The organism is Citrobacter sp. wls716, from assembly GCF_005280975.1.
In the GTDB taxonomy this organism is placed as follows: Bacteria; Pseudomonadota; Gammaproteobacteria; order Enterobacterales; family Enterobacteriaceae; genus Citrobacter; species Citrobacter youngae.
On sequence record NZ_SZWX01000031.1, the window covers coordinates 253,599 to 267,656 of the forward strand.

Sequence of the window (14,058 nt, forward strand, 5' to 3'; positions counted from 1 at the left end):
CCATCCGACACAATCAGGGCTGGCGCGCCGCTTTGGCCATCATCTTCTTCAGTGCGTGTGAGACGGCAACAAAGCCAAAGGTGGCGGTCACCATCGTGGCCGCGCCAAACCCGGATGCGCAATCCATACGTTTCGGCCCTTCCGCCGTCGCTTTCATCGCACATACCGAGCCATCTGCCTGCGGGTACACCAGCGCTTCGGTCGAGAACACACAGTCCACGCCCAGCTTGCCTTTGCTGTTTTTCACCACCCCAAAATCGCTTTTCAGTCGCTCACGTAGCTTCGCCGCCAGCGGGTCCTGGATGGTTTTTGCCAAATCAACCACCTGAATCTGCGTCGGGTCGATCTGCCCACCCGCGCCACCGGTGGTGACCAGCGGAATTTTATTGCGCCGACAATAAGCGATCAGCGCCGCCTTCGGGCGCACGCTGTCGATAGCATCAATGACATACGAAAATCCCGCGTTCATATACTCTGCAACGTTATCTGGCGTAACAAAATCATCAACTACGTTCACCCGGCACTCCGGGTTAATCTGACGGATACGTTCAGCCATCACTTCAGCTTTTGCCAGGCCAACGTTATCGCGCAGAGCATGGATCTGGCGGTTAGTATTAGTGACGCACACATCATCCATATCGATGAGTGTAATAGCGCCAATACCGGTACGCGCCAGCGCTTCCGCCGCCCACGACCCCACGCCGCCAATTCCAACGACACAGACGTGAGATTGGGCAAACAGCTGCAGCGCATTTTCGCCATACAGGCGTGCCGTACCGCCAAAACGCTGGCGCCAGGTATCACTGATAACCACAAACATAGAACCTCAGATATAGAAAACAAAAAGAGCGGACAAATGCCGCCCTTGATGACTGCATCACTGCCTGATGGCGGCTACGCCTTATCAGGCCTACTCAATAATCCAGGCCGGATAAGCGAAGCGCCATCCGGCAATTAACCGCTGAATACGTTACCCGCGTTGGCCGCTGTTTTCAGCACCCACACGCGTCCGTAGTGATTATACCACCCCGCACGGTGTCCGGCGTCTGCACCAATACCCTGGTAGATATCGAAGTGCTGTCCTTTGATCGCCCCACCGACATCTAATGCCACCATCAGACGTAATTCATACTGACCGGTGAATTTACCGTTATTGTCCAGCAGCGGAACTTCCGCCAGTAACGTCGTACCCGCAGGGATAATACTGCGGTCAGAAGCCACGGATGCGCGACCAATCAGCGGTACCGCGCTGGCCCCTTTGACCGGCGCAAAAGATTGCGGTTTAAAGAAGACAAACGATGGGTTCTGCTCCAGCAGCTCACGCACTTCGGCTTCGCTGTGCGTTTCCCCCCAATGGCGAATGGCCTGCATCGACATATCTTCTTTTTTCACTTCGCCACGGTCGATAAGCACCTTACCGATACTGCGATAGGCGTGACCGTTTTTCCCGGAATAGCTAAAGAAGTTCAGCGGGCTGCCATCGCCAAAATCGATGTAACCACTGCCCTGAACATCCATAATGAAGTTATCCATCAGGGAGTTGCTGTACGCCAGAATGTAATTGTCGCTCAGCGCGCCAGCATAGATCTCGGCACGGCTTGGTAAGCGCCCACGTTTTGGCGGCATACGATAGATAGGATACTGAAACTCGCCCTGGCGCGTATGGCGCGCCTGGATAACCGGCGTGTAGTAACCGGTAAACTGAACGTTACCGTAGTTGTCCGCCCCTTCCATTTGCCAGGCATCAATACCAAACTGGCGCATACTGCGCGTATCACCGCCCACACGTAGCCACTGCTGGATAGCGTTGTAAACGTTACTCTGGTTACCGTACAAACGTGGCGATGCGCTGCGAATTTGATTAACCTGCTCGGCGAAATCACCGGCGTTAATTGGCGCGCCAACCGCATCAGGCTGGTTCACCAGTGAGAAAGGCTGGGTAAATTTCCCGTCTTTATACTGCTGCCCACGATCGGTGGGTTTTGAGGAACATGCTGCGAGCATCGCGACGACTGCTCCCGCCAGAAGATATTTTGCCCAACGTCCTTTCATTGTTCTCGTCTTATGTTGCCTGAATGCGAGACGAAGATAACAAACCCCCGAACCTAATGAAATGCGTATACCTACCCGAACGCAAATTTTGCGCAAAAAACAATCCAGAATGCGTTGTTTTTGTTCGTTTTCGCCCTAAAAACGTGATCAAGGTGAAAAAAGGGTTGCATGAAATCATTAGCAGAGTATAGTGCGCATCCACGGACGCGGGGTGGAGCAGCCTGGTAGCTCGTCGGGCTCATAACCCGAAGGTCGTCAGTTCAAATCTGGCCCCCGCAACCAATTAAAATCAGAAGCAGTAACGTTACTCGATGGAAGAGTAATGGCGGACGCGGGGTGGAGCAGCCTGGTAGCTCGTCGGGCTCATAACCCGAAGGTCGTCGGTTCAAATCCGGCCCCCGCAACCAATTAAAATCTGATGTAATATTTTTGCAAAGTAGTTCGAATCACAGCAGGCGGCGACGCAGTGAATCCTTAGGAGCTTACTCCAGTAAGTGATTGAGGTGAACGAGGAAAGCCAACACAGATGTAGTTTGAAATACGAAGCAAAAAGACGGACGCGGGGTGGAGCAGCCTGGTAGCTCGTCGGGCTCATAACCCGAAGGTCGTCGGTTCAAATCCGGCCCCCGCAACCAACATATTCTGTTAAGGTCATTTAATAAGACCTTGAAAAATAAAACCGCAAAAGCGTTTCGCTTTATGCGGTTTTTTTGTGTCTGTCATCCGCCCGTATCGGTCAATTCTACGTACGGACGGTATATCATTCGCCAGGGTTAATAGTAGCTGGCATTAAAGGTTGCAGTGGCTTCAAAATCTCCGGCTTTTAGCGTTGTTCCATCAGCTCTCAGAAACGCATACATGATATAATTGCCCACATACATAAATCCGTCTATATAATGATCGTCACTTGGCTCAATTCCTTCACCCAACGGAACATCCAGGGCCAGATTCATGTCAGCGAAACCATATTTAGGATAGAACCCCAATCCAAAACCACTGGCAGCATTATCACCCGTTAGCTTATTGAGTAATAAATTTTGATTAGTGTCAACGGGGTTCCCATTGCTGAGAATGCGAAGTTCCATTCTACTGACCATACTACAAGTGTTTGAATAAACTGTAAATGATTGTTTTTTAGCTTTACTCAAAGAGTCAAACTCACCAAAATCAATCTCCGGTGAGCTGAGACTCAAATTACAGGTCGTAGGCGTAATCGGAATGGCAGGCGCATTAAACCTGAACCCCTTCAGAGTATTATTAAAGCCTAATTTAAAATATGTTGAATTAATGGCTGAGATCTCGCTTACTTTTACACGATCGCCAAAACTCCCCCCCGCATACCATAATTCAGCCCAGAACTCCCACTTAGCGCCATTAAGCTGGGCAGGAGTCGCGCTGAACATATATCCGTTGTTAAGGTGCCCCGAAGTGCTACCGCTGCCGTCGCCATAGGTCACGGTGTACCAGAGTCCATACCCAAATCCATTGGCACCAGCGCCTATCAGCATCCCACCATCAGACAGCGTTTCAGACAGTGGTGCATAAGAAAAAGAATCCCCGTCGACGCTCATCGCGTCTCCCGTAGACGAACTACAGGTGGAGATTACCGGCCCGCCGGCCAGTAACGAACTGCGGAATAACTGCTGCATATCTGAGCTTGTCAGCGTGACCGCCGTTATAGGCGACGTTGCCATGGTTTGCTCAATATATGTTCCCGTCGGCGTAGTGAATGAACAGCTCGCCAATGCGCTGTGAACGCCACATAACCCCAACGCTAGCAGCGTGATAACTCCATATTTTTTCAGCATAAAACATCCTTTTTATTCATAAGCGGCGGAAACAATCACCGATGCACTTAAGCGGCGAGCTTCCTGTGTTCCACCCGCTATGTACTGATAGCGTGCCGCATAATGAAAGGTTTGCTCATCATCCATCATAGGCCCGATAAACGAAATCTCATTCAGCAGTACATTCCTGACAGACGCACTATCATTTATATCAAAAATAACGATTCCGATACCCGCTGATGGCAGGTCAACAAATACACCAGGTAGTAACGGAGCGACTCCAGTAGCATCGGAAAACGTTAACCGCATCGTTCGCTGTATTGCTGCGGATTCACTACCGCAACCAGAGAGCGTAATATCAAACGGGGTATAGAGATTGTCATCACTGCCATAATCCGATGGCCCCAGAGAATAATAACTACCACCGGGTTCAAACAGCCTGATATCAGCGCCGGGGAGAGTTACATATCCCTCTGCAACACGAATATCACACACTGATGTTACCGCCGTAGCCTTTACCGTCAGCGTCATCGTCGGTGCCTCAATCCAACTCTCTGCCGCCAGCGCCGGGGTGGAAATCAGCAGCATCAGCAGATAAAACATTAAGTTATGCATGATCCACTCCTTACCGTCAGTTATAGCGCACAATAATCTGAATCGCCTGGCTATAGTTTTCAGAACTGCCGTCCGTCTTCACTAAATACAGTCTGTACCTCGCCGACAAAGGAACTGTATTTGTGGTCAAAACCAGATCGTTCCATTTATTGAATTCCACTTCAGAATCGCTATCATCTTTTATTTTGACGCCGGCCCAATGAACACCATCGCAGGCAACTTTATTATCGGTTGTACAGGTATCGGCGTTAAATGTGATCTGTGCTTTATTAAACATGTCATTACAGTCTTTTAACGCAATATATAGATATTGAGCGAGATAATTATTGATCTTGTAACTCAGGCCACTGCGCAACACATTGCCGAAATCGAAGGTCAGTGATTTCTCTCCTCCAGTCTCGGAACTCCCCAGGGATACATTGCATGAAGCTTCCTGCAGGCGTGCTTTTACCGTCAGCTGAATCTCTTTGCTGCTGCCGACGCACTTTGAAACATTAGCATTGCCGCAGGTAGCGAAACTGGCGGCGCTAAAACAAAACGAGAACAGGCCAAATGCTAAATGGCGATAAATTCGGTTATGGCTCATGGCGTCACCTTCACGCTGGTTGATGTCATCCGGCAGCGCAGACTGGGGATAAGCGGCGTTTTACCGATCATGTTGGCATTGCTATCCAGTTGATAACTCACCTGGCAGCGGCTTTCTGTACCACTGCCCCAAATGACAGAGAGCGTACCGCTGTCATCCACGCCACGCACAAAGGCAATCCCCGCTTGACCGACGGTGCCGACCGAACTACCAGTACTATCCTGCACATCTGCCGCCAGCGGAATAAACCCGCCATCGTCGCGCATCAGTTCCAGCATAAACGCTTTACGGGCATCGGTTTCGATATCCACACGCACCAGCGCCCCGCTGGTCGGCACCACGACGCCGGTGGTATTGCCGATCGCCACATCGTTTCCCATCGTGTCAATATTCAGACCGACGGTGTTTTCGCGGTAGGGGCTCAGACTGGTGACGACCATATTGCCAAAACCGTCTACCTGCCCATTGCCCATTGAGGCGGACGCGCCTTTCGCCCCGCTGGCGTGTACCAGCGCCATCGTCGAGTCTGGCGTTAAATAACCGGAAGCCAGCGTCAGCCCGCCGCTATGCAGCACCACGCCACCGGTTGCACTTAGCGAATACTGTTGATCGCCGTTAAGCCCTTGCGTCGCCGATAATGAGGTAGTGCTGTGCGCACCGTTGCGCGTCACCCAACTGCCGACCGTGGTGAGATCTTCACTGTCTTTGTTGCGGCTGCTTGTGGTATTCAGGGAGTAGCTATACATATTGTCTCGCGAGCTTCCTGTCGCCATCGCGCTGATGCTGTCATTACCTTTAAAATCGCTACTGCTGTTGACGCTCATGCTGGAGAAAGGACGATAGTCCACGCTGGATCCTGACCCCAACGGAATAGAGAAACCCAGGTTGATGCTGTCGTCTTCCTCACCGAATTCGTCATAGCTACGTTGGGCGGAAATGCTGTAACTCACGCTCCCCACAGAGTTGCTATAGCCCACGGAATACTGCGAGGTGTTGCCATCATCGCCCCAGTAGCTACGCCAGGTCCCATTCAGATAAAACGAGCCATAACTTTCACCATTGATAGTCACATCCTGATAGACGTTGGCCTGTATCTCGTTGCGCGTGCGCGTATAGGCGTGATACGCCTCCCGGGTGGTGGTGCTATTATCAGAAGCATAATTATTCAGCGTGTTTTTAAGCGACAACGCATCGTTCATTGACAGGTAGTTTTCCGAGGAAAAGCGATAACCGACCACGCTGAAGGTGGTTCCCGTCGCCGTGAAATTTTTACTGTAGTTAAGGCTGTAACTCTGCCCTTTTAAGGTGCCAACGTCATCGGCGGTGGTTTGTGAGTGCGTCACGTCGAATGAAAACGCCCCGATACCCGTATTCATTGCCACGCCGAGCATTCCGGCGGTGTATAAATTTTCCGCCATTTGCACACCGCCGTAGGCGGTAAACATATTGCTCAAGCCGTAAGAGGCGGTGGCGACTCCCGCCCACAGCGTTTCATCAACCGTGTCTTTATCTATCGTGCCGATACCGATATCCCAGTCCACTTCGCCAGGACGCAGCAAATGGGCAATAGAGGCATAGGGCATGGAAAATACGCGGGTACTGCCGTCAGATTCTTCAACGGTAACGTCCAGATCGCTGCCGTTTTGTGCGGCATAGTAGTCGCTGATGGCGAACGGCCCCGGCGGAACGGTGACCTGCGTGATAATGCGCCCTTCCTGGCGTACCGTCACTTTGGCATTGCTGTTCGCAACGCCGCGAATCACCGGCACATAGCTATTAGCCGACGGATCCATCTGCGCATCGTTGTAAAGATGCACGCCGTCCAGAGAAATGGAGTCCATCATATTGGCGTTAGTACGAACATCCCCGACTTCCAGTTTTGCGCGCAGCGGCACGATATCGCGCGCAACAAAGAGATCGTAGCTGCTGTACTCTCCGCCGTTGTCGCTATCCCAGTTATATGCGCCATTTGAACGTAAACGCCATGCGCCAAGGTTCACACCAAACATCAATCCGGTATAAAAAGAGTCCTGCGTGGTACCGTTACTTTTGGCATGCCAGGCGTTAGCGTTATAGGAGAGCATCGCCATTGGGATCCCGGAATCCCAACGTGAGGGCGGAATGTAACCCGCAGGATGACTGACCAGATACACCTGCGGGATCGTCATATTCATTTCCTGCGTCAACGGATCGTAACGGCTGGATGACTTCGGCAGGATGGCGGCCAGATCATAACAGGCGTCCTCATCCTCCTGATTCAGCAACGCGGGATCCACATTGAGCTGCTCCAGCAGCGCATGGGTAAAACACGCCGACGCATAATCCGTATTGTTTTCGTGAAAAGTCAGCTGCGTTTTGAACATTTCCTTGCCATTAAGGAAAACTTTAACGTTGTATGTCCCTGCAAGAACAGGATTTCCACGTGAAAAACGCTTCAGGTTAAGCTGGCTGCCTGCATCGCCCATTAGAAAGGCGTCACTAAACTCCACCACCTCGGTGCTGGCGCTTTCATCGGGCGTGCCTTCATCTGCCTGTGCGGACGCCAGCGAAAAAAAACCGGTCAGAAACGTCGATAAATAAATAGATCGCGATAATCGGCACACTATCATTCCCTTTAAATTAATAATCCTGTTACTCTGCCGGTACTGCCTTATTTAATCGTCTTAACGACTTCCGAATCTGCACCGTAATCATTCAATGCAACCCATGACACTTTATTAATGGAAGTCGTCGTTAATTGCGGAACCACAAAACGTTCTTCGCTAAAAGGACTCAACATTTTCGGTTTGTACTCATATTTTTTCGCCCCTGCCCATACCGCGCCGCCAATCAGCGAGAGATAATAAGGCGAGTCGTTTTGCAGGACGATCGCCACGTTGCCCGCATCATTGACCAGCGACCACTTAACATTATTTAAACCATCAATAAAACTGCCCTTCAGCGATGCCGGACGGTAAAAAAATTTAATCCGCGAACGCAACGCCAGATTAAGCTTGCTTTTTCCTTCCGCACTCTTATCTTTGGGTGGAATTTCCAGCACGTTAAACCAATAAATACTCTCTTTATCCTGCGGCAATGCCTGACCGGTCCAGGTAATACGCACACTCTGACCTTTTTGTGGATCAAGACGCGAGACCGGCGGTGTGACAATAAACGGCAGTTTCATTCTTGCCGGGTCGCCATTTTCATTACCGTCATCCAGCCAGGATTGAACTAATAAAGGTGACTTGCCTTCGTTTACCATTTTTACCGTTACTTCTTTCGCCGCTTCAGGATAAATAATTCGCGTCCCCTGAATGACTACGCTGGCCAGCGATGATGAAGCGCAGACCATCGACAATAAACATGCAGCAAATAGCGAGCAGGAATACCTTTTCATATAAATCCCTTTGATATAAATATTATTTACGCATTATTCTGCATTTTTGTATAAACAAACTAAATGCATTTTTAGATACTTTATTCAACATTAATGATCACGGTAGCATCTGCCGTGACAATACCCGCACCAGGTGTACCGTAGGCGATATAACCGACAGAATAGGTTGACTCCCAGTTATAGCAAATTGGCTCAACTTCCTCGAAGCTATAACAACGGCCCATATCTACATATTCATAATATTTCCGGCTGCCCGTCTCGAAATTTACAACTGAACCCGGTGGTGTTGATTGATCCAGTACCTGGAAGCCAACGTTTACCGCACCTGATAAGGTGGTATTTTTTAACGCATAAGTTGCAGGATCGGTCTCTCCGCTTGTCACCCAACGAATATTTGGGTAAAACGCCTCAGCAGCCGTACACTCAGAACGTATAACGAAACTCTTTTGATGCAGCGCGCTTGAGGTCGCCCCCTGAATATCCTTCAGGGAGGCCGTCTCTAACGTAATGGTGGTACTGCTCACACCATCCACCTCGACCCATACGTTACATTTTATTGGCGCGGGCAAGATCTTAGCCCAAACAGCAATTTCAGGTGTTTGTATCGTATCCGAGCCAAAAACGCAGGAGACCATCAGAAACAAAAGGAAAAATAAATATTTCATTTACATCCCCTATTACTGAAAGGTGGCAGAAAACATAATAGAAGCATCAAGCTCACCGTAGTCCACTTGTGCGCCATAAGGCACGACGCCTAACATAAAATTAAAATCTGCCGTTTTCGCATTACCATGCTGCACAAGGGATTGCGTATTTTCCACTGTGCTAAAATCAATCATCACATTCTGATCGGTATCTTTAAAAACGAAGCCAAACTGATTATTCCTATCTTTAGACTTAATTGCGAGGGTGGCGGCATCAACTTCCTGCGATGTGGTTATTTTTCCGGTCACCGCTGACGCCGCATACCCGGATGGGCAGGTGACACGGAAATAAAGATCTCCCATTCTCGACAACCACCTAATATCACCTACGGCTGGTATACTGGCGAACTCGGTATAGTATCTAATAGAATCAATTACTAATTCATTATTGTAAAGTTTCACCTTACAGGTTGACTCCGTTACCCGACCAGTAAATTCATATTCCAGCGTATCGGCAGCACACGCTGAATTTTCCCACGTCAACCCATACAGTAGCAGCAAAAAAATCGATTTATTCACAGACGCTCCATCAGGCATAGGTCAGGGTAAAAGTCGCCGCCGCATGCACATCGCCTTTTTCCGGTACGCCAAGGTTGATATAACCAATCTCAAAGCGAAACGAGGCGCTGTTATCACTGCTCAAGGGCAACGTGAACTGCTGCGTGGTACTGAAATCAACAACAGTGTCAGTAGTTTTATCTTTAATTTGTAGGCCGACATCTTTTGCGCCAGTCGCATCGGTAATCGTATTTTTTAACGCTTTTACGCTGCTATCAATCTCGCCATACGTGGTAAATTTCCCCGTTACTTCATGCAAGTAGGAGGGTGCGGAACAATTGATGTTAATAGTAAATTCTTTCGCTGAAACGAGAGTCGTTGAAGCAATTAACGCCTCTGTTGTCACCTCTTCTAACGCTATCGAAGTACCATCTCCCGGTGTTTGTAGGGTACAGGTTGTTTTATAAATCTGCCCTTCCACCTTAAACTGAGCGGCAGCTATCGCTTTTTGCCCACTTAGCAGGCCGAATATCATCAGGAGCAACAATAACGGTTTTCCTTTACGCACACTCCCTCCTTCCTGGATGCAAAAGCAGGGCCTAACGGGCCCTGCCTGGTATTATTACTGATAAGTTGCGATAAACATGGCGTCAGCCGCAACCAGACCGCCGCTGACAGTGCCGGTTTTCAGGTAGCCCACGTTATAATTGAACAGCATTGGCGCTGCAGTATCGATCACTTTCGCCACGCGATCCGCAGTGGTAAACGTCTGGACTGCATTGCTGCTGTCTTTGTTTTGCACCTGGAAACCAACCCCTTGTGCACCCGCAGCCGTAACGTCGGAGTTATCCAGCGCAGAAGTACTGGCATTAACCGCTGTACCTTTTGCCGCTGCCAGATAGCCTGTTACAGTGGCATAGCTCGCACCGGTAATTTTGTCTTTGGCCCCCTGGGCAGTACAGTCCAGAGATACTGTGAAGTCTTTTTTCATTACCGAGTCAGTGGTGGCTGCCGTTACGGTTTTAACGTCAGTCGGATCCAGTTGCACGGAAGTTCCTCCCCCTAAAAGCTCCGCCGTACAGATGTTAGTCTGCACTTCACCTGCAAAATGAATATCCGCAGAGTCCTGATCGCCCGCGAAGGCGCTTCCTGCAAATGCCATAGCAATGGCTGCAATAGTGAATTTTTTCATTTTTTTCCCTTGGTGATAAATATCCAATACCATAATTTATGGTGTCTGCATTCCTGCCAGAGGTGATGCGAGAAGATTATATCCCAGGTAAAGAGATACTATGTGCCAAAAGACATCATCAGATTTATTTTTAGGAAAAAAACAATATAAAAAACTTATTAATCAATAAATGTAATAATATTTTCAATATAATTAACTATCTATTAGGTATAAATTTCAGATAGATAAACCAATTTCTAAATTGAATCACTAACAGGGTATTTCATGAATATGAATTTATCGACAACTTATCCGATAATAATAGATGAACCAGTAAATACTCCCACTATAATATTTCGTCCTGGACAATCATTCTTTATATCGCACCGGAATGCCAGGACGTGTATTTATCCCCTTCTCGCCAGCGTCGCCCCGTCGGCAAAGTAAGCTTTAATCCCCGCCAGAATCGACTCTGCAACTTCCTGCTGAAAGGTCGCCGTTTTGAGTTTGCGTTCTTCTTCAACGTTACTGATAAACGCCGTTTCTACCAGAATGGACGGGATATCCGGCGCTTTTAGCACCGCAAACCCGGCTTGTTCAACCTGGTTCTTATGCAGATTGTTGATTTTACCAAGCTTATTTAATACCGCTTTACCAAACTTGAGGCTGTCGGCGATGGTCAGCGATTGCACCATGTCGAACATAGTGTGGTCGACGTAGCGGTCGCCACTCTTGCTGACGCCACCGATGAGATCCGAGGCGTTCTGGGTCTGTGCCAGATATTTCGCCGCGGTACTGGTCGCGCCTTTGGTCGAGAGCGCAAACACCGACGAACCGCTGGGCTGTCGACTGGTAAAGGCATCGGCGTGAATCGAGACAAACAGGTCTGCACGCTGCTTCTGCGCTTTTGCCACACGGACTTTAAGCGGAATGAAAATATCTTCATTTCGCGTCATAAAGACCTTCATGTTGCCCTCTTTCTCTATGAGGGCTCGCAGACGGCGGGCAATCTGCAGTACCACATCTTTTTCACGCGTCTTGTATTTCCCCACCGCGCCGGAATCTTCCCCACCGTGGCCCGGGTCCAGCATAATGACAATGGGGCGATCGCGTCCCGCTTTGCCCGGCTGTGGGCCACTCTGCGCAGGTGGAACCTGTTTATCCAGATCGCCCTTGTTGTAATCTTCCAGCAATGCCAGCAGCGGGTCCTGAACGTCCTGGGCATTCGCGGGATAGAGATCCATCACCAGACGTTCTTTAAAGCCCGCCACCGGCGCCAGAGCAAAAAGTTGCGGCTTCACATTCTGTTTCAGCTCGAACACCATCCGCACGGTTTGTGGATCAAACTGGCCAACGCGCGCCGATTTAATATACGGGTCGTCAGGACGAATCTGCGCTCCCATGCCCTTGAGCACCGAGTTCAGATTAACGTCTTCAATATCCACAACCACACGCTCAGGATTACTCAGGGCAAACTGTTTGTATTTCAGCAGACGGTTAGATTCTACCGTGACGCGGGTATAGCTGGACGCAGGCCAGATACGTACGGCAACGACCTGACTCGTGGCTGCCAGACCAACCTGGCTGACGCTTAAAAGCCACATAGCACCCGCACCTTTCAGTAAACGGCGGCGACTGATTGCTGAGTTGGATCCCGACATGCTTCTCCCGAGCAAAAGAAATCTGTATTGAGGTAATACGTAAAACGTCCGAATTGACCGGAAACTTTAGCGAATGACGCATAATCTGTCATCTATAAAAGGGTAAACATTCTTTTTATATTCACGGTATTACTGATAAAAATCTTCGGTATGGGTAAAAATTACGCTTGCGTACAGCGCAAAAACAGAATAAAAATACACAAATTACGAATAATCATGCAATGAGGGTGTGCCGTGGTGAAGGAGCGTAGAACCGAACTGGTACAGGGATTCCGCCATTCTGTTCCCTATATCAATACCCATCGGGGAAAAACGTTTGTCATTATGCTGGGCGGCGAAGCCATCGAGCATGAAAACTTTTCCAGTATCGTCAATGACATTGGTCTTCTTCATAGCCTCGGCATCCGCCTGGTCGTGGTCTATGGCGCACGACCGCAGATTGATGCCAATCTTGCGGCGCATCATCATGAACCGGTGTACCACAAAAACACGCGCGTCACCGATGCGAAAACCCTGGAGCTGGTCAAACAGGCTGCGGGGCTACTTCAGCTTGATATTACCGCCCGCCTGTCGATGAGCCTGAATAATACGCCGTTGCAGGGGGCGCATATCAATGTGGTCAGCGGTAATTTTATTATCTCGCAACCGTTGGGTGTGGATGACGGCGTCGATTACTGCCATAGCGGGCGTATTCGTCGTATTGATGAAGAGGCGATTCACCGCCAGTTAGACAGCGGCGCGATTGTGCTGATGGGACCGGTCGCCGTTTCCGTCACCGGTGAGAGCTTTAACCTGACGTCAGAAGAGGTCGCCACGCAGTTGGCTATCAAACTGAAGGCGGAGAAGATGATCGGCTTTTGCTCGTCTCAGGGCGTCACCAACGATGATGGCGATATTATTTCCGAGTTGTTTCCTAACGAAGCTCAGGCTCGCGTTGAATTGCAGGAAGAGAAAGGTGATTACAGCTCCGGCACGGTGCGCTTCCTGCGCGGAGCAGTGAAAGCCTGTCGCAGTGGCGTACGCCGTTGCCACCTGATTAGCTATCAGGAAGATGGTGCATTGCTGCAAGAACTGTTCTCCCGCGACGGCATCGGGACGCAGATTGTAATGGAAAGCGCCGAGCAGATCCGTCGCGCTACCATTAACGATATCGGCGGGATTCTGGAGCTTATCCGCCCGCTGGAACAGCAAGGTATTCTGGTCCGCCGCTCCCGCGAACAGCTGGAAATGGAGATCGACAAATTCACCATAATTCAGCGCGATAATCTGACCATTGCCTGCGCCGCCCTGTACCCTTTTCCGGAGGAGAAGATTGGCGAAATGGCGTGCGTGGCAGTGCATCCGGACTACCGTAGCTCATCACGCGGCGAAGTTTTGCTGGAGCGGATTGCTGTGCAGGCCAGACAAATGGGGCTGAGTAAGCTGTTCGTGCTGACGACGCGCAGCATTCACTGGTTCCAGGAGCGCGGCTTCACGCCGGTCGATATCGATCTGCTGCCGGAAAGCAAAAAAGAGATGTACAACTATCAGCGGCGGTCAAAAGTGCTGATGGCGGATTTGGCATAAGAGTGGTTGCCGGATGCGGCATAACTGCCTTATCCGGCC

General features: G+C 49.9%; 13 protein-coding genes and 3 tRNA genes. 4 read left to right on the forward strand and 12 right to left on the reverse strand.

The genetic code is table 11. The features are described 5' to 3' along the window. Window positions 1–13 precede the first annotated feature (13 nt). Together tcdA and mltA are read right to left on the reverse strand one after the other, a co-directional pair. On the reverse strand, window positions 14–820 hold the full coding sequence (gene tcdA, locus FDX24_RS11320) for a tRNA cyclic N6-threonylcarbamoyladenosine(37) synthase TcdA (RefSeq protein ID WP_137364321.1): 807 nt from the start codon (window positions 818–820) through the stop codon (window positions 14–16). A gap of 134 nt (window positions 821–954) precedes the next feature. Continuing rightward, window positions 955–2,052 (reverse strand): murein transglycosylase A, encoded by a 1,098-nt coding sequence (mltA, locus tag FDX24_RS11325; RefSeq protein WP_137364322.1) that lies wholly within the window; start codon window positions 2,050–2,052, stop codon window positions 955–957. Window positions 2,053–2,257: 205 nt separating this feature from the next. On the opposite strand from mltA, the gene FDX24_RS11330 reads away from it, so the two are divergent. The 3 genes from FDX24_RS11330 to FDX24_RS11340 all read left to right on the forward strand — a co-directional run bounded on the left by FDX24_RS11330 (window position 2,258) and on the right by FDX24_RS11340 (window position 2,687). Further along, window positions 2,258–2,334 (forward strand) — tRNA-Met (locus FDX24_RS11330). A gap of 48 nt (window positions 2,335–2,382) precedes the next feature. Further along, window positions 2,383–2,459, forward strand: a tRNA-Met gene (locus tag FDX24_RS11335). A 151-nt stretch (window positions 2,460–2,610) separates the two neighbouring features. Then, window positions 2,611–2,687 (forward strand) — tRNA-Met (locus FDX24_RS11340). A 138-nt stretch (window positions 2,688–2,825) separates the two neighbouring features. Here the strand turns inward: FDX24_RS11340 and FDX24_RS11345 are convergent. From FDX24_RS11345 to amiC, 10 genes are all read right to left on the reverse strand, one after another. Next, window positions 2,826–3,860: a fimbrial protein gene (locus tag FDX24_RS11345; protein ID WP_137364323.1), complete on the reverse strand. Its 1,035-nt coding sequence runs from the start codon at window positions 3,858–3,860 to the stop codon at window positions 2,826–2,828. A gap of 12 nt (window positions 3,861–3,872) precedes the next feature. Continuing rightward, entirely contained in the window at window positions 3,873–4,454 is a 582-nt protein-coding gene (locus FDX24_RS11350) for a fimbrial protein (RefSeq protein ID WP_137364324.1), read from the reverse strand. 16 nt (window positions 4,455–4,470) lie between these two features. Further along, window positions 4,471–5,040, reverse strand: coding sequence for a fimbrial protein (locus FDX24_RS11355; RefSeq protein WP_137364325.1), 570 nt, complete (start codon window positions 5,038–5,040; stop codon window positions 4,471–4,473). Then, complete coding sequence (locus tag FDX24_RS11360) at window positions 5,037–7,649, reverse strand: outer membrane usher protein (RefSeq protein ID WP_137364326.1); 2,613 nt, start codon at window positions 7,647–7,649, stop codon at window positions 5,037–5,039. Before FDX24_RS11360 ends, FDX24_RS11355 begins: the two co-directional genes overlap by 4 nt. Window positions 7,650–7,690: 41 nt before the next feature. Beyond that, complete coding sequence (locus tag FDX24_RS11365) at window positions 7,691–8,419, reverse strand: fimbria/pilus periplasmic chaperone (protein WP_137364327.1); 729 nt, start codon at window positions 8,417–8,419, stop codon at window positions 7,691–7,693. 80 nt (window positions 8,420–8,499) lie between these two features. Further along, window positions 8,500–9,084, reverse strand: coding sequence for a fimbrial protein (locus tag FDX24_RS11370; protein WP_137364328.1), 585 nt, complete (start codon window positions 9,082–9,084; stop codon window positions 8,500–8,502). Between the two features lie 12 nt (window positions 9,085–9,096). Beyond that, window positions 9,097–9,642 (reverse strand): fimbrial protein, encoded by a 546-nt coding sequence (locus FDX24_RS11375; RefSeq protein WP_137364329.1) that lies wholly within the window; start codon window positions 9,640–9,642, stop codon window positions 9,097–9,099. Window positions 9,643–9,652: 10 nt separating this feature from the next. After that, complete coding sequence (locus tag FDX24_RS11380; RefSeq protein ID WP_137364330.1) at window positions 9,653–10,189, reverse strand: fimbrial protein; 537 nt, start codon at window positions 10,187–10,189, stop codon at window positions 9,653–9,655. 54 nt (window positions 10,190–10,243) lie between these two features. Continuing rightward, the gene (locus FDX24_RS11385) at window positions 10,244–10,813 is read right to left on the reverse strand and encodes a fimbrial protein (RefSeq protein WP_233605576.1); all 570 of its coding nucleotides are present in this window, start codon (window positions 10,811–10,813) and stop codon (window positions 10,244–10,246) included. A gap of 386 nt (window positions 10,814–11,199) precedes the next feature. Further along, window positions 11,200–12,453, reverse strand: coding sequence for an N-acetylmuramoyl-L-alanine amidase AmiC (gene amiC, locus FDX24_RS11390; protein ID WP_048213099.1), 1,254 nt, complete (start codon window positions 12,451–12,453; stop codon window positions 11,200–11,202). A 234-nt stretch (window positions 12,454–12,687) separates the two neighbouring features. Here amiC and argA point away from each other — a divergent pair, with 234 nt between their 5' ends. Beyond that, window positions 12,688–14,019, forward strand: coding sequence for an amino-acid N-acetyltransferase (gene argA, locus FDX24_RS11395; protein WP_048213100.1), 1,332 nt, complete (start codon window positions 12,688–12,690; stop codon window positions 14,017–14,019). The last annotated feature ends 39 nt before the right edge of the window (window positions 14,020–14,058 follow it).